Origin of the sequence: Mycobacterium sp. E802, from assembly GCF_001666875.1 — a bacterium.
In the GTDB taxonomy this organism is placed as follows: domain Bacteria; phylum Actinomycetota; class Actinomycetes; order Mycobacteriales; family Mycobacteriaceae; genus Mycobacterium.
Map to the genome: position 1 here is coordinate 1 of NZ_LZJD01000047.1, position 19,236 is coordinate 19,236.

At 67.7% G+C, this 19,236-nt stretch carries 17 protein-coding genes; 7 read left to right on the forward strand and 10 right to left on the reverse strand.

Going from position 1 to position 19,236, the window contains the following annotated elements; translation table 11 throughout:
- Positions 1–497: 497 nt before the first annotated feature.
- Genes A5699_RS07175 through A5699_RS07195 form a run of 5 tightly spaced genes read right to left on the reverse strand, consistent with a single transcriptional unit; the run spans position 498 to position 6,432 of the window.
- Positions 498–2,723, reverse strand: coding sequence for an AAA family ATPase (locus A5699_RS07175; RefSeq protein ID WP_067767531.1), 2,226 nt, complete (start codon positions 2,721–2,723; stop codon positions 498–500).
- A gap of 1 nt (position 2,724) precedes the next feature.
- Positions 2,725–3,534, reverse strand: a complete 810-nt coding sequence (pssA, locus tag A5699_RS07180) for a CDP-diacylglycerol--serine O-phosphatidyltransferase (RefSeq protein WP_067767628.1) — start codon at positions 3,532–3,534, stop codon at positions 2,725–2,727.
- Between the two features lie 50 nt (positions 3,535–3,584).
- A complete protein-coding gene (locus A5699_RS07185) occupies positions 3,585–4,283 on the reverse strand; it encodes a phosphatidylserine decarboxylase (RefSeq protein ID WP_067767535.1) in 699 nt (232 codons plus the stop codon).
- Between the two features lie 35 nt (positions 4,284–4,318).
- Positions 4,319–5,506 (reverse strand): gephyrin-like molybdotransferase Glp, encoded by a 1,188-nt coding sequence (glp, locus tag A5699_RS07190; RefSeq protein ID WP_067767631.1) that lies wholly within the window; start codon positions 5,504–5,506, stop codon positions 4,319–4,321.
- A 2-nt stretch (positions 5,507–5,508) separates the two neighbouring features.
- A complete protein-coding gene (locus tag A5699_RS07195) occupies positions 5,509–6,432 on the reverse strand; it encodes an SDR family NAD(P)-dependent oxidoreductase (protein WP_067767538.1) in 924 nt (307 codons plus the stop codon).
- 40 nt (positions 6,433–6,472) lie between these two features.
- Here A5699_RS07195 and A5699_RS07200 point away from each other — a divergent pair, with 40 nt between their 5' ends.
- The 3 genes from A5699_RS07200 to A5699_RS07210 are packed head-to-tail and all read left to right on the forward strand — an operon-like array spanning position 6,473 to position 9,271.
- Positions 6,473–6,985, forward strand: a complete 513-nt coding sequence (locus tag A5699_RS07200) for a PH domain-containing protein (protein WP_142253929.1) — start codon at positions 6,473–6,475, stop codon at positions 6,983–6,985.
- A complete protein-coding gene (locus A5699_RS07205; protein ID WP_067767541.1) occupies positions 6,982–8,430 on the forward strand; it encodes a PH domain-containing protein in 1,449 nt (482 codons plus the stop codon). Before A5699_RS07200 ends, A5699_RS07205 begins: the two co-directional genes overlap by 4 nt.
- A gap of 25 nt (positions 8,431–8,455) precedes the next feature.
- Complete coding sequence (locus A5699_RS07210; RefSeq protein WP_067767544.1) at positions 8,456–9,271, forward strand: HAD-IIA family hydrolase; 816 nt, start codon at positions 8,456–8,458, stop codon at positions 9,269–9,271.
- 136 nt (positions 9,272–9,407) lie between these two features.
- Here A5699_RS07210 and A5699_RS07215 read toward each other — a convergent pair whose 3' ends face one another.
- Positions 9,408–11,114: a DEAD/DEAH box helicase gene (locus tag A5699_RS07215; protein WP_067767547.1), complete on the reverse strand. Its 1,707-nt coding sequence runs from the start codon at positions 11,112–11,114 to the stop codon at positions 9,408–9,410.
- A 221-nt stretch (positions 11,115–11,335) separates the two neighbouring features.
- On the reverse strand, positions 11,336–12,262 hold the full coding sequence (locus A5699_RS07220) for an SDR family NAD(P)-dependent oxidoreductase (RefSeq protein WP_067767550.1): 927 nt from the start codon (positions 12,260–12,262) through the stop codon (positions 11,336–11,338).
- Between the two features lie 103 nt (positions 12,263–12,365).
- Between A5699_RS07220 and A5699_RS07225 the strand changes: the two genes are divergently transcribed.
- The 4 genes from A5699_RS07225 to A5699_RS07240 all read left to right on the forward strand — a co-directional run bounded on the left by A5699_RS07225 (position 12,366) and on the right by A5699_RS07240 (position 15,200).
- A complete protein-coding gene (locus tag A5699_RS07225) occupies positions 12,366–12,923 on the forward strand; it encodes a TetR/AcrR family transcriptional regulator (RefSeq protein WP_067767553.1) in 558 nt (185 codons plus the stop codon).
- The gene (locus tag A5699_RS07230; protein ID WP_067767556.1) at positions 12,920–13,756 is read left to right on the forward strand and encodes an LLM class F420-dependent oxidoreductase; all 837 of its coding nucleotides are present in this window, start codon (positions 12,920–12,922) and stop codon (positions 13,754–13,756) included. Before A5699_RS07225 ends, A5699_RS07230 begins: the two co-directional genes overlap by 4 nt.
- 52 nt (positions 13,757–13,808) lie before the next feature.
- Positions 13,809–14,333: a hypothetical protein gene (locus A5699_RS07235; RefSeq protein ID WP_157561136.1), complete on the forward strand. Its 525-nt coding sequence runs from the start codon at positions 13,809–13,811 to the stop codon at positions 14,331–14,333.
- A gap of 66 nt (positions 14,334–14,399) precedes the next feature.
- A complete protein-coding gene (locus A5699_RS07240) occupies positions 14,400–15,200 on the forward strand; it encodes a polysaccharide deacetylase family protein (RefSeq protein ID WP_067767637.1) in 801 nt (266 codons plus the stop codon).
- Here the strand turns inward: A5699_RS07240 and A5699_RS07245 are convergent, their stop codons facing one another.
- Genes A5699_RS07245 through A5699_RS07255 form a run of 3 tightly spaced genes read right to left on the reverse strand, consistent with a single transcriptional unit; the run spans position 15,201 to position 19,235 of the window.
- Positions 15,201–15,536, reverse strand: coding sequence for a WhiB family transcriptional regulator (locus tag A5699_RS07245; RefSeq protein WP_067767563.1), 336 nt, complete (start codon positions 15,534–15,536; stop codon positions 15,201–15,203).
- Position 15,537: 1 nt separating this feature from the next.
- Positions 15,538–18,090, reverse strand: coding sequence for an ATP-binding cassette domain-containing protein (locus tag A5699_RS07250; protein ID WP_067767566.1), 2,553 nt, complete (start codon positions 18,088–18,090; stop codon positions 15,538–15,540).
- Positions 18,087–19,235 carry a substrate-binding domain-containing protein gene (locus A5699_RS07255; protein WP_197508217.1) on the reverse strand — a complete coding sequence of 383 codons (1,149 nt, stop codon included), beginning with the start codon at positions 19,233–19,235 and terminating at the stop codon, positions 18,087–18,089. Before A5699_RS07255 ends, A5699_RS07250 begins: the two co-directional genes overlap by 4 nt.
- Position 19,236: the final 1 nt, after the last annotated feature.

A 19,236-nucleotide genomic window follows, 5' to 3' on the forward strand; every position in this document is an offset into this window, starting at 1 on the left:
TCATTTGTCCTTCGGCCGCCGCGCCCGGCGCAGGGGCGTTGTGCCCGCTTATGAGCGACAATCGAGCGACAATCGCCACATGGGTAGCCATTGACAACTATTGTCACAAGGACGCTCTTTACTCCTGTCACTTGTGTGTGTTTTAGCCTCAGCGGCAACGGTTTTCGGGTTGTCCAGCTATCAGCGACGGTGTCGCTGACAGTCGGGCAATGGACTGGTGAGGCTGACGAGACACCAGAACAATATGGGTCGGATGTGACTACCCGCTGTGGGGCTGGCGTTCCCCATGTGGCGCAGGAGGCGATTGTCGCTCGATTGTCGCTTGTAGGCGGGCATCTCGACTCCCCTTCCGGAGGCGCGATCGGTGAGGCGCCTGTGACTCGGGGGACGACGAGTGGTCAACGGCTCGAGGGCTTTCTGGCGGGCCCGGGGCGGGCGGCCCTACGGTGGGCGGGCTCGGGGCGGGAGGCCTCCAGTCCGGCCGCGAACTCCCGCCCTCAGCGCCCGGCGGCGAACTCCCGCAAAGACTGCACCTGCGCCGCATCGAGCGACGGGCGCACGGTCTCACGGGCTTTCGCCACGTCCGCCGCGGTGACGTCGGCCGCATCGATCGACCGTCGCATCGCCGTCATCGCCGCCTCGCGCAGCAGCGCCACGCAATCGGCCGCGCTGTAGCCGTCCAACTCGGCCGCCAGGGCGTCGAGGTCGACGTCGGCGGCCAAAGGGATGGCTTTGCCTGAGGTCCGCAGGATCTCGCGACGTGCCTCGGCGTCGGGCGGTTCGACGAACACCAGCCGCTCCAGGCGGCCGGGCCGGAGCAGCGCGGGGTCGATGAGATCGGGCCGGTTCGTCGCACCGAGCACCACGACGTCGCGCATCGGCTCGATGCCGTCGAGTTCGGTCAGCAACGAGGCCACCACGCGGTCGGTTACCCCGGAGTCGAAGCTCTGCCCCCGTCGCGGGGCCAACGCATCGATCTCGTCGAGGAACACCAGCGACGGCGCGGAATCCCTGGCCCGGGCGAACAATTCGCGAACGGCCTTCTCCGAGGAGCCGACCCACTTGTCCATCAGTTCGGCACCTTTGACGGCATGCACCGAGAGCTTCCCCGAGCTGGCCAGCGCCCGCACCACAAAAGTCTTGCCGCATCCGGGCGGCCCGTAGAGCAGCACGCCGCGCGGCGGCTGGATACCCAGCCGCTGGAACGTGTCGGGATGCTGCAGCGGCCACAGCACCGCCTCGGTGAGGGCCTGTTTGGTCTCAACCATGTCGCCGACGTCGTCGAGCGTGACCGAACCGACCGAAACCTCCTCGGCCGCCGACCGCGACAACGGCCGGATCACCGTCAGTGCACCGGTCAAATCCTCTTGCCACAGCACCGGCTCATTGCCGTCGGCACTGGCCCGTGAGGCGGCCCGCAGCGCACCCTCGCGCACCAGGGCGGCCAGGTCGGCGACCACGAAACCGGGTGTGCGGTCTGCAATTTCGCCAAGATTGAGCTCGGCCGTCGGGACACCGCGCAGCAGCACTTCCAGTAGCGACTTGCGGGTGGCGGCGTCGGGCAGGGTGAGGGCCAGTTCGCGGTCGCACAGATCCGGCGCGCGCAAGCGCGGGTCCACCCCGACGGGAACGGCCGACGTCGCGACGAAGGCCACCCCGGCGGTGGCGACCGCGTCCCGCAGCTCGGCGATGATCAGGGCGGCCACCGGTTCGGGGGCCCGGTCGGCGGCAGCCGGCAGCAGTGCGTCGATGTCGGAGATCAGCAGCACCCCGCCACCGTCGCGCACCGTGGCCACCGCGTTGGACACCCGGCTCAGGCGATCGTCGGCGGCCAGTGCCCCCACCTCGGGCCCGTCGAGCTCCACCAGCCGGCGCTCGCTGCACACCGTCCGCACCATGGTGGCCTTGCCGACGCCGGCGGAACCGGTCACCAGCACGCCGAGATGGGGTGTGGCGCCGAGGGTCTCGAGTAATTGCGGCTCGTCGAGGGACAGCTTGAGCCATTCGGTGAGCTTGCCCGCCTGGGTATGGGCGCCCTTGAGATCGTCGAAACTCACCGTGGGCTCGCTGCGTGCGGGGCTGACCGTATGGGCGCCAGTGGAATCCGTCGTCGCCGTCGATGTCGCAGACGGCTCAAGGCCGGGCCCCCACGACACCACCGAGTTGGGCTGGATGCTCACCGGACCGCCCGGATCGACACCGGTGACCGTCAACAGCTCCGAGGTCCAGGTGATGCCGACCGACGACGCCAGCGCCGCGGTCGCCGCCGATGTCGAGGTCCCCGGTCCCAGATCGCGGGGCAATAGCGACACAGTGTCGCCGACCGTCATCACCTTGCCCAGAAGCGCCTGGCGCAGGGTTGCCGACGAGATCGAGTCGGTGGCCAGTTTGGACCCGCTCACCGTGACCGCGCGGGCGCCGTACACCGTCACCGGCGACACGATCACCGTGGCGTTCTCGCGGATTCCGGCATTGGACAAGGTGACATCGTCGAGCAGCGCGGTGCCGCTGGGCGTACCGGCGGGAGCGACGCCGACGACGGCTGCGGTGGTCCGTGACCCGGTCACGGAGACGGCGTCCCACTCGCGAAGACCCAACGCGGCGATCGCCTCGGGATGTAGCCGCACCACGCCCCGTCGTGAATCGAGCGCCGAGGTGTTCAGCCGCGCGGTGAGGCGCAGGTGTCCGAGTGCCGGATCTTCGTCGACCTCGAGCTGCGACATGTCAGCGTCCCGGCTTCCTCAGACCGAGGCGCGCCATCGACCGGCGGTGCGGTTGTCCGCGCCGGATCGCCCGCCGGGCGGCGCGTCGCTGCCGCGGCTTGTCGTCCCAGGACTCGGGGTGGCTGGCCACCCACTTCTTGGTGCGGATGGCGAACGGGATGTGGATCACGTAGGCGACGATGATCACCATGATCACGATGTAGCCGTAGAACACCGAGGCGGCGACGCCGATGGCGACCAGTGCCAACAGTGGGGCCACCATGTTCGGCGGTACCGAGAAGGTGTGGATCTTGCGCATCGGGATCCGGCTGACCACCAGCAGTGAGACGCCGATCATCCAGATCGACACCGCCCACTCGCTGGTCCACCACCCTTCGCCGAACTGCATTTTGGCGGCCAGCAGGCCGATCGCGCCGATGGCACCCGCCGGTGCGGGCATGCCGACGAAGTACTCCTTCTCGTACGCAGGCTGGTCCACGTCGAGCAGCGCGTTGAACCGGGCCAACCGCAGCACGATGCACACCGCGTACAGCAGCACCACGATCCAACCGATGCGGGAGTGCGACAGCAGGGTGCCGTAGACGATGAAGGCCGGTGCCACACCGAAATTCACCGCATCGGCGAGGGAGTCGATCTCCTCGCCCATCTTCGAGGTGGCATTGAGCATGCGGGCCACCCGCCCGTCGAGCGCATCGAGGATCGCCGCGACCGCCAGAAACGCCATCGACTCGGTGGGCCGGTTGTCCAGCGCCATCTTGACCGCAGACAAGCCCAGACAGATTGCGGCCACCGTCATCGCGCTGGGCAGCATCCGCACCGTGAACGTGGGCGGTTTGATGCGCGGCTTGACGCGGGCCTTGATCACGGCAACTCCGCCAGAACGGTTTCCCCGGCCAGCGTCCGCTGCCCATTGCTGACGAGCAGTTTGGACCCGGCGGGCAGGTAGGTGTCGAGCCGGGAGCCGAACCGGATCAATCCATAGGTTTCGCCGATCGCGAGTTTGTCGCCGACGTGGGCGTTGCACACGATGCGCCGGGCCACCAACCCGGCGATCTGCACCGCGATCACCTCAACGCCGTCGGCGGTACGGATGACGACGCTGTTGCGTTCGTTGTCCTCACTGGCGGCTTCGAGCTCGGCCGAGTGGAAGCGGCCCGGGCGGTGCTGCACGGCCACCACGTCACCGCCGATCGGGGCGCGCTGCACATGGGCGTCGAGCACCGACAGGAAGATGCTGACCCGCGGCAGCGGGGTGGCGGGCAGGCCCAGCTCGGCCGGTGGCACGGCGTCCTGGATCAGACACACCAGGCCGTCGGCCGGGGCCACCACCACGCCGGGGCGCGTCGGCGGCACCCGCGGCGGATGACGGAAAAACGCGGCGTTCGCCCCGGCCGCCAACAGGCCCGCGCGTCGTACCCAGCGCCGCTTGCGGCCCAGGGCAGCGACGGCGAGGCTGGCGCCGACAAACGGTAGGCCCGCCGAATGCATCGGCGGAACACTGGATCGCACCAGCGCCGCAAGGCGTTCTGGGCCGGATTGGAGATCAGGGCGTCTGGCCATCGGGAGGATTCTACGTGCGGACCGTGGCGGATTCGCTAGCTCAGGTCCCAGACGGGAACTGCTGACCCGGCCGTAAGTTCGGTGACGTCCTCGTCGATCTCCAGCAAGCAGTTCGCCGAGGCGAGCCACCGCAGATGATGCGACGCCGGCGGGCCGTAGCTGCTGACCGAATCCCCGGTCAGCACACCGCGGCGGAACTGCCGTTTCCCGCGCGGAGACGTGAGGTCCTCGGTCAGCTGCGCGGTGCGTCGTGGTCGGTCGGCTGCGGCGTGGCCCATGGCCGCGCGCAGCGGGGAGCGGACGAACACCTCGAAGGACACCAGCGCGCTCACCGGGTTGCCGGGCAGCGTGATGATCGGCACGCCGTTCACGGTGCCCGCGCCCTGGGGCATACCGGGCTGCATCGCCACCTTGACGAACTCCACCTGATCCGACAACGCATCCTTGACCACCTCGTAGGCGCCTGCGCTCACGCCGCCGGTGGTGATGATCAGATCGGCATCACGCGCGTGGGCGGCCAGCCCGGCGCGGAAGGCGTCGACGTCGTCGGCGGACATCGGCGCGATGGTGGCCTGCGCGCCGGCATCACGGACCGCCGCGGCCAACATGACCGCGTTCGACTCATAGATCTGTCCCGGCTGCAGCTCGGTGCCCGGGGCCACCAGCTCGGTTCCGGTGGACATCACCACGACGCGCATCGGCGGCACCACCGGGAGCGTGGCCAGACCCAACGCGGCGGCCAGTCCCAGCGCGGCCGGGGTGATCACCTGACCGGCCTGCAGCACCACGGTCCCGGCGGTGACGTCCTCGCCGGCCCGGCGGATGTGCTGGCCGGCCCGGGCGCTCGCGCGGATGGTGACGGTATCGGTGGCGCCGTCGGTGGCCTCGACGGGAACCACCGCGGTGGCACCGGCGGGCAACGGGGCCCCGGTCATGATGCGGTGGGCCGTGCCGGGCTGCAACGTCAACAGATCGGTGCGGCCGGCGGGGATGTCCTCGGCGACCGGCAACCGCACCGGGGCGTCCTCGGTGGCGGTCGCCACGTCGTCAGCCACCACGGCGTATCCGTCCATCGCGGAGTTGTCGAAGCCGGGCAGCGACAGTGGGGCGATGATCTCGGCGGCCAGCACCAGCCCGAGCGTGTCGTTGAGTGGAAGTTCTTGTGCTGCGCGGCTTTTGATCAGCTCGGCGACGACGTGCTGGTGTTCTTCGACGGTCCGCATGGTCACACGCCGAAGCTGACGCCGGTGAGCTCTTCGGACACCGCCCACAACCGGCGCTGCAGCTCCTCGTCGTGCGACTGCTTGCTGGATTTCACGAGCTTCGGATAGCCGCGCAATTCTCGGAAGCCGTCGGGCCCGTAGTACTGGCCGCCTTGCACGCCGGCATCGGTCGCGGCACGCAGGGTGGCCAGCGCACCCTTGAGCGCGCTGTTGGTGACCAGGGCGGTGATCTGGCTGACGCCGGGCAACCCGGCCCCGGGAATGTGGCGGGTCAGTTCGGTGTCCGAGATCCCCGGATGGGCGGCCACCGCGATCGTCGGCGCGTGCTTGGCCGTCAGACGCCGCTGCAGCGCATAGGTGAACAGCAGGTTCGACAACTTGGACTGCCCGTACGCGGCGACCCGGTTGTAACTGCGTTCCCACTGCAAGTCGTCGAAATGGATGCCCGCCTGGATGTCATGGGCGATGCTGGCCACTGCCACCACGCGCGATCCCTCGACCGGCAACAGGTGATCGAGCAACAGCCCGGTCAGCGCGAACGCGCCGAGATGGTTGGTGCCGAACTGCAGCTCGAAACCGTCGACGGTGGTCTGCTTCGGTGGGTACATCACCCCGGCGTTGTTGATCAGCAGGTCGATCCGCGGATAGGCAGCCTTCAATTCGTCCGCCCCGGCCCGGACCGAGTCCAACGAGCCCACATCGAGCTTCTGCAGCCTCAGGTCCGCTTTCGGCGCCGCTTTGGTGATCCGCTCGACGGCATCACGGCCCTTGTCCAGATTGCGTACCGCGATGAGGACGTGCGCCCCCTTGGCGGCGAGCACGCGCGCGGTCTCATAGCCCAGCCCGGTGTTGGAGCCGGTCACGATGGCAATCCGGCCGGACTGATCGGGAACGTCGGCCTCGGTCCACTTGGAATTGGCGCTCATGCGTCGAACTCTACGGGCAGCCTTGGGGCATGCTCGGGTCATGGACAATGTTCCGGCGGTGACGTTGGGTGATCCGGCGCATCCCCCCAGCCGTAAGGCCCCACTGGTGTGGGCCTTGAGCGCCGCGATCCCGTGGGTGTTTCTGACTCTCGCCCAGGTGATCTGGTTGGCTCTGGACCGGCGGATGATGTGGCTGCACGGTGTGGCCGCGATCGTCACCGTGCTGGGTGCGGTGCTGTTCATCGTCGTCGTACCGATGTGGCGCTACCGCGTGCACCGGTGGGACGTCAACGTCGGCTCCGGGACACCCGCGGTGTACACCCGCACCGGGTGGATCGTGCAGGAGCGGCGCATCGCGCCGATTTCGCGGGTACAAACCGTGGACACCTACCGTGGCCCGCTGGATCGGTTGTTCGGCCTGGCCAACGTGACGGTGACGACGGCGTCCTCGGCCGGTGCGGTGCGCATCGTGGCGCTGGACGACGCCGTCGCCGAGCAGGTGGTGGCCCAGCTGACCGACATCGCGGCGATCGGTGAACAGGACGCCACGTGACGGCGCCGGCTGGGCCGTCCTGGCAGCGGCTGAGCCCGCGCATGCTGCTGGTGCACCCGGTTCACGAGGTGCTGCAACAGATTCCACTGCTCGTGGGTTCGGTGGTGCTCGGATCGGCCACCGGTAATGCCGGTTGGACCGTCGCCGCGATCGCGCTGACGATTGCGGTCGGCATGGCGCGATGGTTCACCACCGGCTATCGCATCGAGCCCGACGAGGTCCAACTGCGTACCGGCCTGCTGCAACGCAAGGTGCTCTCGGTGCCGCGCAACCGGATTCGCTCGGTGTCCACCGATGCCCGCCTGCTGCACCGCGCCCTCGGGCTGACCGTGTTGCGGATCAGCACCGGCCAGGAAGCCAAGGGCGACACCGAATTCGCCCTCGACGCGGTCGAGGCGCAAGAGGTGCCGCGCCTGCGGGCGATCCTGCTGGCCGATGCCGTACCGGCCGCCGACGCCCCGACGGGGCGGTTGCTGGCCCGGTGGCAACTGTCTTGGTTGCGTTACAGCCCGCTGAGTTTCACCGGTCTGGCCATGATCGCGGCCGCCGCGGGGGTGATCTACCAAGCTGGAGTCGGTGCGGCGCTGCAGGATTCGCAGCTCGCACGATCTGGTGTCGCGTTCGCGGAACGGCTTGGTGTGCTGGTCACCGTGGTGGTGGCGGTCATCGGGGTCTTGGTGGCCTCGGTGGTGTTGTCGGTGCTCAGATCACTTGTGACGTACGGGAACTTGCTCCTGCGTCGGGATTCCGAGGTGCTACACCTGCAGCACGGCTTGTTACGCCTACGCGAGCACACCTACGACATGCGGCGGCTGCGCGGCGGCACACTGCGCGAGCCGCTGCTGGTCCGGGCTTTCGGTGGTGCCCGCCTGGACGCCGTGATGACCGGCGTGGGTGGCGAAGGCGAGGCATCGCTGCTGCTGCCGCCGTGCCCCGCCGGTACCGCCCGCGCCGTGCTGGCCGACCTGATCGATGACCCCGGCGCTGTGGAGGCACCGCTGGTGGCCCACGGTTCGGCGGCGCTGCGCCGGCGCTGGACCCGTGCCCTGGCGTTGCCACTGCTCGTGGGTGCGGTGATGCCGGCCGTCGGGGTGCCGGTCTGGGTGTGGGTGCTGTGGGCGCTCATCACGGCGTGTGCCTGCCTGCTGGCCGCGGATCGGGCCCGCTCACTGGGGCACCTGGTGCGTGACGGCTGGCTGGTCGCCCGGTCCGGCTCCCTGCAACGTCGTCGCGACTGCCTGCAGACCGCCGGGATCATCGGATGGACGGTGCGCCAGACGTTCTTTCAGCGCCGAGCCGGCGTGGCCACCCTGATCGCGGCGACCGCGGCGGGGGAGAAGCGCTACACCGTGATCGACATCCCCGCGGCCCAGGCCTGGTCGGTGGTGGCGGCCGCCTCACCGTGGGTGGCCGACAATGCATGGGCAGGCCCCGAGTTGCGCTGACTTCGCCGACGTTTACTGTCGCTGCATGGCTATCGGTGGGGTGCTGTTCGACATCGATGGTGTGCTGGTGACCTCCTGGCAGCCCATCGACGGCGCGGCAGCGACATTGCGGGTATTGGCCCAACACCAGATTGCCCGGTCGTACCTGACCAACACCACCACCCGCACCCGGGCACAGATCGCCGACCTGTTGACCGCGGCCGGCATGGACGTCGCCCCCGACGAGGTGATCACCGCCGCCGCGCTCACGGCCGAATATGTGCGTGACCGCTATCCAGGGGCACGATGTTTTCTCGTCAACAGCGGGCACATCGACGAGGACATGCCGGGCGTCGACGTCGTCTACTCCGGCGATTGTCATGGGCCACGCGCGCCGGAAACCCCCGACGTGGTTCTGCTCGGCGGCGCCGGCCCGGAGTACAACCACCTGACGCTGAGCTGGGTGTACGACTGGATGTCCCAAGGAGTCCCGGTCGTGGCGATGCACCGCAGCACCGCGTGGAACACCACCGACGGACTGCGGGTGGACACCGGCATGTATCTGGCCGGCATGGAGCAGACCTCCGGCCGTAAGGCCACCGCCGTCGGCAAGCCGGCCCCGGAAGGGTTCCTGGCCGCGGCCAACCGCCTTGGCGTCGACCCCGAAGAGATGTACATGATCGGCGACGACCTCAACAACGATGTGCTGGCCGCGCAGGTGGTGGGGATGGCCGGCGTGCTGGTGCGCACCGGGAAATTCCGTCAGGCCACGCTGGACCGTTGGGCCACAGACGAATTCGCCATGCAACCCAACCACGTCATCGACTCGGTGGCTGATCTTCCGGAGTTGTTGGGCCTGTAGGCCTTCTGCCGGCTGGGATGCGCCGCTGCGGCCGTCGCGCCGTCGCACCGTTTTCTACACCAGGGTCGTGGCTTTCGGGCGAGCGCGACCCTGGGGTGGAAATCGGCGTCGGGCCCGCCCGACTCTGCGACTGCTCTCAGGCTCTCAGATCCCGAACGGCCTCGATGCGTGCCTTGAGCTGATCGGTCGTCGCAGCCGCCACCGGAGGGCCACCGCAGATGCGTCGTAGCTCGTTGTGAATCCAGCCGTGCGGTTTGCCGGTGCGGTGATGGGCGATGGTCACCAGGGCGTTGAGTTCGCGGCGCAGCTCGCGCAACTGGCCGTGCGTGGTGCGTGACGGCGGTGGCCCACCTGACACCGCGGCCTCGGCCGAACGCTTTGTCAGCTGTTCATCTTGCCTGCGGCGCAAGAGATCTCGCATCTGTTCGGCATCGAGCAGGCCGGGGATGCCCAGGTAGTCGGCTTCCTCGTCGCTGCCGGCCGGGGTCGCGGTACCGAACGAGGCGCCGTCGAAGATGACCTGGTCCAGTTCGGCGTCGGCACCCAGGTACTCGAAGCCGTTCTCCAGTTCGCTCTTCTCGTCCTGGCGCTTCTCGGCGGCTTCGAGTGCCTCGTCATCGAGGCCGTCGGATTCGCGGTGCGGCTTGCCCAGCACGTGGTTGCGTTGGGCTTCCATCTCGCTGGCCAGCAGCAGCAGGTTGGGGACCGACGGCAGGAAGATGCTCGCGGTCTCACCGGCGCGGCGCGACCGCACGAACCGGCCGATGGCCTGGGCGAAGAACAACGGCGTCGACGCACTCGTGGCGTACACCCCGACCGACAGCCGGGGCACGTCCACGCCTTCGGACACCATGCGCACCGCGACCAGCCACCGGCTGGTGCCCGCCGAGTACTGGCTGATCCGGTCGGACGCGCTCGGATCGTCGGAGAGCACCACGGTGGGCACCTCGCCGGTGATCTTGGTGAGCAGGTCGGCGTAGGCGCGGGCGGTGGTCTGATTGGTGGCGATGATCATGCCGCCGGCGTCGGGCACGTGTTGACGCTTCTGCTGCAACCGCTTGTCGGCCGCGGCGATGACCGCCGGCATCCACTCGCCGGCCGGATTCAGCGCGGTGCGCCAGGCTCGTGCGGTCTGCTCGGCGGTCAGCGGTTCGCCCAGCCGGGCCGCATGCTCCTCGCCGGCACTGTCGCGCCAACGGGCTTCTCCCGAATAGGCCAGGAAGACCACGGGCCGGACCACACCGTCGGCGAGCGCATCGGCGTAGCCGTACACGTGGTCGGCGTGCGAGCGCTGGAAGCCGGCCTCGTCGGGCTCGTAGTTGACGAACGGGATCGGGCTGTCGTCGCTGCGGAACGGGGTACCGGTGAGAGCCAGCCGCCGTGTCGCGTCGTCGAATGCTTCACGCATCGCGTCGCCCCAACTCTTCGAGTCACCGCCGTGGTGGATCTCGTCGAAGATCACCAACGTCTTGCGGTTCTCGGTGCGGACGCGATGCCGGGTGGGATGGCTGGCCACCTGGGCGTAGGTGACGACGACGCCGTGGTACTCCGCCGACGTCTGGGAGTTGGAGTTGCTGAACTTCGGGTCGAGCGCGATGCCGTTGCGTGCCGCCGATTGCGCCCACTGGATCTTGAGGTGTTCGGTGGGAACGACCACGGTGACCGCGTCGACCGTGCGGTCATTGAGCAATTCGGCCGCGATCCGCAGCGCAAACGTGGTCTTACCGGCGCCGGGGGTGGCCACCGCCAGGTAGTCCCGCGGTTTCGCGGTCAAATACTTCACCAGCGCCTTGCGCTGCCAGCCCCGCAGTGCCTGGGTGCTGGGCGCTGCATCAGCCCGCACCCAAGGACTCCTCTCGGTCGGAAAGCAGTCTATGGCAGGGCGTTACGTCAGCGCATATCTGCAGGACGGCGTCGGGCGTGTCGCTGGGGATTGTTCAGGGGCGGCTTCGGCCGTGGGTGCTGGTGGTGCTGCCCCTCGCCTCGTCGCCCTGTCGCCGATTTCTACTGGAGGGTCACTCGCGCCGCGGCGCAGCAACCGTGGCGTAGAAACCGGTGACGCGGTCAGGCGTGCGTCCCGCTGAGGACCGGATACGTCACCCCGGTCAGCTCCTCGGACACCGCCCACAGTCGGCGTTGCTGATCGAGGTCGTAGGACCGCTCACTGGAGGTGACCAGTTTCGGATGGCCCTTCTGCTGGCCGAGGCCATCGGGGCCGTAGTACTGACCGCCCAGGGCGCTCGGGTCCGTCGCCGCGCGCAGCGTCGGCAACGCGCCCATCGCGGCCTCCTGGAACACCGGACGCAGCAGCGGGACGGCGCGCTGTACGGCGTTCGGCAGATGACGCGCGAGTTCGGTGTCGGATCCGCCGGGGTGGGCCGCCAGCGCCGTGGTGTGCTGACCGACGAGGCGGCGTTGCAGCTCGTAGGTGAACATCAAATTGGCCAGTTTGGACTGCCCGTAGGCGCCGAGCCGGTTGTAGCCGCGCTCCCACTGCAGATCGTCAAACCGGATGCCGCCGCGGGCGAAGCGGTGGCCGATGCTGCTCACCGTCACGATGCGGGAGCCGACAACTGGTAGCAGGCGACCGAGAAGCAGACCCGTGAAGGCGAAGTGGCCGAGATGGTTGGTGCCGAACTGCAGCTCGAACCCGTCGGTGGTGAGCTCCTTCGGCGGCGTCATCACCCCGGCGTTGTTGATCAGCAGGTCGATACGGTCGTATTTGTCTTTGAGTTGGTCGGCCGCGTCGCGCACCGATGCCAGTGAACCCAGGTCGAGACGCTGCAGGTGCAGGTCCGCGCCGGGCACCGACCGGGAGATCCATTCGGCTGCGGCCTCGCCCTTGATGAGATTGCGGACGGCGAGGACGACGTGAGCGCCCTTGGCGGCCAAGGCCTTGGCGGTTTCGAGTCCCAGGCCGGTATTGGCCCCGGTGATGACGGCCGTGCGGCCGGTTTGGTCCGGAATGGCGACGGTGGTCCACTTGGCCATGAGAGACTCCTGAAGGGACTAACCGGAGCGAACTCTCCGGTTTTGTCCCGACTATACGGAACGGCCGCCCCGGTTTGTCAATGGTTGTGTGAGGTGAGGACTGATGCGTGCGGACGCGGCGCGAAACCGGGCCCGGGTGCTCGAGGTCGCCTACGAGACATTCGCGGCAGATGGGCTGTCGGTGCCGATCGACGAGATTGCGCGTCGGGCCGGCGTCGGCGCGGGCACCGTGTACCGACACTTTCCGACCAAAGAGGATCTGTACCGCGCCGTGATCGCCGACCGGATCCGCGGTGTGGTCGACGACGGGCGCACCATGCTCGCCGAGGAACCGCCCGCCGACGCGTTGTTCACGTTCCTGCGCTCGATGGTGCTGCAGTGGGGTGCAGCTGACCGCGGACTGGTCGACGCACTCGCCGGCCTCGGGATCGACGTCAAAACCGTAGTGCCCGAAGCCGAAGACGAATATCTTTCGGTGCTGGGGGATCTGCTGGCCGCTGGGCAGGACGCCGGCACGGTGCGCAGTGATGTCACGGTCGCCGACGTCAAGGCGCTGTTGGTGGGTTGTCAGGCCATGCAGAGTTACAACGACGACGTGGCCGAGCGGGTCACCTCGGTGGTGTTCGACGGATTGCGGACGCGAGTAGCGTCGAGAAAATGAAGTTCGGGATATCCACTTTCGTCGACGACGACAGCATCGACCCCGTCTCCTTGGCGCAGGCGATCGAGGAACGCGGTTTCGCGTCACTCATCGTGGCCGAGCACAGTCACATCCCGGTGAGTCGGGAGTCCCCATACCCCGAGGGCGGCGACCTGCCCGCGTGGTACTACAACACGCTCGATCCCTTCGTCACCCTTGCCGCCGCGGCGGCAGTCACCTCGCACATCCAACTCTTCACCGGCGTCGCTCTGCTGATTCAGCGCGATCCGATCCACGCCGCCAAAGAAGCCGCCAGCATCGACCTCATCTCCGGCGGGCGGTTCGTGTTCGGCGTCGGCGCCGGCTGGAACCTCGAGGAGATGCGCGACCACGGCACGGATCCGAAGACCCGTGGTGCCCGGCTCGACGAGAGCATCGAGGCCGTCAAGGCACTGTGGACCAACGAGCCCGCCGAATACCACGGCACCTACGTCAACTTCGATTCGTCCTATTGCCGACCCAAGCCGGTCCAGAAGCCCCACCCGCCGATCTATATCGGTGGCAATTCGAACGCCACGGTCAAACGCGTGATTCGCCATGGCGCCGGCTGGATTTCGAATCCGCTCCCGCGTCATGAGCTGGCTACACGTATCACGCAGATGCGCGACGGTGCCGGCCATGACGTGCCTTTGGCGATGTTCGGAACGCCGATCAAGCCTGACTACTGGCACGCCGCAGAGGATCTCGGCTTCGGCCAACTCGGCTTGTTCCTGCCGTCGGTGGGCAAGGACGAATCGCTTCGGCTGCTCGACGACTACGCCGCGCAGGTGCAGACGTATCAGTCGGGAAACTGAGCCGGGCCGATCTCAGCGGATGAAGCGGGGGACGAACTGGTGGATCGTGGCGTTGATCGCGTTCGCGGTGCTGGCGGGCGGGTTCGGTGTGTTGATCGTGGCTGCGGTCGTCGTGTTTGGGCTCTCCTTCGGTAACGACGACGCCCTCGGTGCGCATGATCTCGACGCCGCCACGGCGGCCGAGGCAATGGAACATCGCGGCATCGAAATCCCGGATGGCTTCACCTTCGAGAAAATGACCGTCGATCGGATGTTCGTCGGGGCGGATTTCTATCGGGGCCGCTATTCGACCGACGGAAACTTTGACAATGCGAAACATGCCCTCGCAGAGTCAAACCCGGATTTCCCGGCGCTGCGGAGCGTCGCCTGCAATGACGAGATCGTCGCCACGGACTTCGCCGCAGATCCGCAATTCCACTGCGCTGCGGGCACGGAACTCGCGGTCAGCACGAGAACCGTCGACGGCGCCGAGGTGCTGACGGACAACTACCGGGGCACACCGCCGGACTGCGAGACCGTGTTGCTGGTGCGTAACGGCGCGCGTACCGAACTGTTCGTGCTGTCGCAAGGACATTGAGCGACCCCAGTCAACCCACAGCTGACAGACGGGCTGCGACAAAGATTCGCGCCTACAGTCCGGATGGTGATCACCAGGCGTGCCTTCCTGGCGGCGACAGCGGTCGGTTCGGTCACCGCCGGCTACGCGCTGCGCGCCGGAGCGTCTATCGCGCACGCCGACCCGAACACCGTCGACCCACCGTCCGTCGCGGTGCTCAACAAGCGACGTGTGCCGACGCAGTGGGGGATGGCGTTACCTGGAATCACCACATCTTTCGTGGCGACCGGCCGCCAGATCGCGCTCACCTTCGACGCCTGTGACGGTGCCTGCGATGACGCACTTCTGGACACCCTGCAACGCAACGGGGTGCCGGCGGTGCTGATGTTCAACTCGAAATGGATCGACCGAAATCCAGACCGGGCAAGGCAATTGGCGGGCAATCCGTTGTTCGAGATCGGCAACCACGGCACCCGGCATGTGCCGCTGTCGGTCACCGGGCGTTCGGCCTACGGCATCGCCGGCACCCGCTCGGCGGATGAGGCGGTCGATGAAGTCTGGCGTAATCATCAACGGTTGACGGCGTTGACCGGCAAAGCGCCGACGTGGTTCCGCCCCGGCACCGCGCATTACGACGACGTGGGCGTCGAGATTGTGCACGAGCTCGGCGAGCAGCCACTGGGATTCAGCGTCAACGCCGACGACGGTGCGACGGCGTCGGCGGCCGCGGTGCGCTCCAACGTCATGAACGCCACGCCCGGGTCGATCGTGCTCGCTCACATGAACCATCCCGCATCTGGCACGCATGCCGGCTTCGCCGCTGCCATCCCCGCGATGCAGGCCGCCGGCTGGCAGTTCGTCACGCCGAGTGGGCGGACGGTCAGGTAGTCAGCCGCGGTTCTCGACTTGGTGGCCACGATGCGTGCGCAGGTTCACCGCGCGTGGTGGCAACATCCGGCTGCGTTCCTCCTCGGTCAATCCGCCCCAGATCCCAAACGGTTCCTCGAACGCCAGGGAATGTTCGCGGCATTGCCGCAAGACCGGGCACTGTGCGCACACCTGTTTGGCTTCCAGTTGACGACGTCGTCGTGCCTTCCCGCGTTCCCCGTCGGGATGGAAGAAAATCGACGGATCCCGCTGGCGGCACAACGCTTTCACCCGCCAGCCCCACTCCTCGGCATCGGTGGACGCGTGCGTGATGGTCCCGCGACGGCTCCAGACCATGTCACGACCCGGTGCCCGCGGTGGTGCGCTGTACCCGGGCGTAGGCCGCGGTGGCCGCCAACGCCATCAGGCCCACCAACAGGTACTGCCAGGCTTGTGAAAGCTTGAGGAAGATGGTCGCGTTGCTGATTACCTGCAGCAGCAGGACACCGAACAGCACACCGACGAAACTCCCTCGCCCGCCGAAGATCGACGCACCGCCGAGCACCACCGCGGTGATGGCTGTCAGTGTGTAGGTGATGCCTGCGGTGGGGTCGCCCACCCCGATCTGGGCCATCAACAGCAGGGCACCGACGGCCGTCAGCACAGAGCTGGCCAGATACGCGAGCAGCTGTACCGAATCAACGCCGACGCCACGCTTGCGCGCTGCCGCCTCATCGGATCCCGAGGCGCGCAGCTGCAGACCGAAGAAACTACGGCGGGAGGCAAATTCGAAGCCGACGAGGACGGCGATGCCGATGATCACCGCGATGGGTAATGGACCCACCCGCATGCTGAGAGCTTCGACCACGTCGAGGGCGATGACGCCGCCGGGTGCGTCACGCCATACCAGCGACAAGCCCTGCAGCGCGGTGTAGGTGATCAGCGTCGCGACGACCGGTACCACCCGGGAATATCGAACCATTGCGCCGTTGGCGAGGCCGACCCCGGCGGCAAGGCCGAACATCAGGACGAATCCCAGTATCCACCAGCCGAATCCGTATCCCTCGACGATGAAGAAGGATGCGACCACCACCAGTGTTCCGCTCAGCGGACCCACGGAGAGGTCGATGCCGCCGGTGAGCATGACGATCAGCTGCCCGGCCGCCAGGAACAACACCGGCGCCATGAGCATCAGCACATTGGCGATGTTGAACTCGGACAAGAACCGGCCGTTGACTGCCGTGGTGACCGCGCCCAGGGCGAGAATCGCCGCCAGCAACACCAAACTCGGCGACTGCTGGCTGGCGAGCAGGCGCTGCCAGCGGCTGGGCCGCCCGGACCGAGGCGCGGTGACGGCGCCGTCCTCCTCGTCGGCGCGGCCCGCCGTCAATGATGCTGCGGTGATGGCGTGCTCGGTCACTTCCTCGCCGACGAGCTCCTTGACCACGTGTCCGCGGGAGAACACCAGCACGCGGTCGCACAACCCGGCCAGTTCCACATCATCGGAGCTGAGCACAACCACCGGAGTTCCGGAATCGGCCACGTCCCGCAGACGGTGGTAGATCTCGGAGCGCACGCCGACGTCGATGCCTTGGGTGGGTTCGTCGCACAGCAAGAGTTCCGGCGCAGACAGCAGGGCCCGGCCCAGCACCACCTTCTGCTGGTTGCCGCCCGACAGCGTGCCCACCTCGGTGTCGATGCTCGCTGTCTTCACGCCCAACTCGGCGACCTGTTCCTGGGCCAGTTCACGTTCGATGGCCGGAGAGACGAAACCCGCCCGCGATACCCGTGGCAACGCGACGAGGGAAAGATTCTCGCGCACCGACAGAATCGGTGAGATGCCCTCGATGCCGCGCTCCTGCGGCATCAGGATGATCCCCTTGTCGCGTGCGGCGCGCGGCGAGGACAGGCGCAGCCGGCCACCGTCCACGCTGACCTCACCGTGGGAGGCGATCGCGCCGCCGAGCGCACGGATGAATTCCCGCTGGCCGTTGCCTTCGACACCGGCCAGCCCGAGGATCTCGTGCCGGCGAATCGTGGTGGTGACGCCGGGGGAATCGACGGACCCGAAATCGGAGACAACCACCGCGGGCTCGCCGAGGTCATCGCTGCGATCGGGGAACAGTGCCTCCACGGTGCGCCCGGCGATCAGCGTGACGATCTCGGCCTCGGAGACATCGTCGGCGGCGAACCGGCCGCGAATCCGCCCATCCCGCAGAACCGTTATCCGATCGGCGAGACGGAAGACATCGGGCAGGCGGTGACTGATGTAGACGACGGCCACACCGGATGCGGTGAGCTCGCCGATCAGTTCGAAGAGCCGCGCCGACTCCGCGGCGGCGAACGGCTCGGTCGGCTCATCGAGAATCAGCACGCTGGGTTCGCAGGCGAGGGCACCGCAGATCTCGATGGCCTGCTTCTCGGCCAGCCCGACCTGACCCGCAGGCAACGAAGGGTCGATGGGGATGCCCATCGGTTTGAGTTTGTCGGCGGCCCAGGCGTCGAGATCGCGCAGCGGCGGCCGCAAGCTCGGCGGCACTGCCAGCGCGAGGTTCTCGGCCACGGTGAGATCGGGCAGGATCGCCGGAATCTGGTAGGCGATGGCCAGCCCGGCTTCCTTGGCGGCCACGGGCGAGGCGGAGGTGAGCTCGTCGTCGCCGATCCGTACGGTGCCGCAGTCGGGCGCCAGGGCGCCTGAGGCGACCGCCATGAGCGTCGACTTACCGGCACCGTTGCCACCGACCAGGGCATGCACTTCGCCGGGCACGGCTTCGAAGCTCACACCGTCCAGGGCCGTGACGCCGGGGAAGGTCTTGGTCACGCCGGCGACTGACAGTCCGCGAAGGGGTTTGGGCGCCAAGGACTTCGACCCTTCGTCGTGTCGTTGGGGTGCGGCGGTGTTGTGGGTCATCGGTAGATCTCCGCGAGTTTGTCGGTGCTCAACTGAGAGGAGGTGACTGCGCTGGCAGGCAGGTCGGGATCGCACGTCGGGGCGAGGTCGGGATCCAGTGAGTTCATCACGATCGGCACGTTGACGATGTCGGGCTCAGGCTCGGGAATGTCCTGCGCGGCAGCGACGGCCTTGCGCAACGCGAGCCGGATGATCCACGTCCTCGAGGTGACGGCGACGATCTGGAACTGCGGCTGCTTCGGCTTGTTCTCGACGTAGGCGCACGCAAAACCGTTGTTGTCGTTGGCCGTCCACACCGGAAGCGGCCGGCCGGCTTGCAAGAATGCGCGGATACCGCCGAGAGAACTGTCGCCGGAGTCGGTGATGACGGCGTCGATCTTGGGGTACTTGGCCAGTAGACCGGACACGACACGCTGCGTCTGTGCGGGGTTCCAGCCGGTGTCGATCGGCGCGCCCGGATCGTTGAGCAGGGTGACGTTCCGGCAGTCGGGGTTGGTGGCCAGCTCATCTTCGATGCCGTGGATTTCGCTGAGGCTCTGCGCATTACCCGGAGTGCCGCCGAGGAAGATGGCATTGCCGCCTTTCGGTCCCAGTGCGTTGCATACCCATTCAGCCCATTTCGCGCCGTCGGTGACGGTGTTGTGCCCGACGAAAGTGGTGTAGTCGACGCCGGGGGTGCCGCCGGGGCTGGCGGTGTAGGGCACGACTGCCACACCGGCCTCGAAAGCCTCACGCAAGGTGGGTATCAGAGCCGGCCCGGCGTCGGGGAACACCACCAGCGCGTCCACCCCGAGGGCGACCAGCGCCTTGATGTCGCTGATCGCCTTTTGCGGGTTGTTCTGTCCGTCGGCGTAGGGCAGTACTTCGAGATTTGGGCACTTGGCGGCCTCGTCCTCGAACTCGGCACGCGCGGTCTTGCGGAAGGCGTTGTCACCCACACCGTCGGCGAGGGCGACCTTGATGGGCCGGTCGCCGCAGAAGTCGGTGATCGGCCGGAGCTGCTCGACCGAGCCACTCAGTTCGGGGTCGAGGTAGACGGGGTCGACCTCGAATGCTGCGGGCGCGCTGAACGGCCCCCCGGCGCAGGACGTCAACGTGAGGCCCGCGAGCACCGCCGCCACTGTTGCCTTGATTCGATCGGGCACG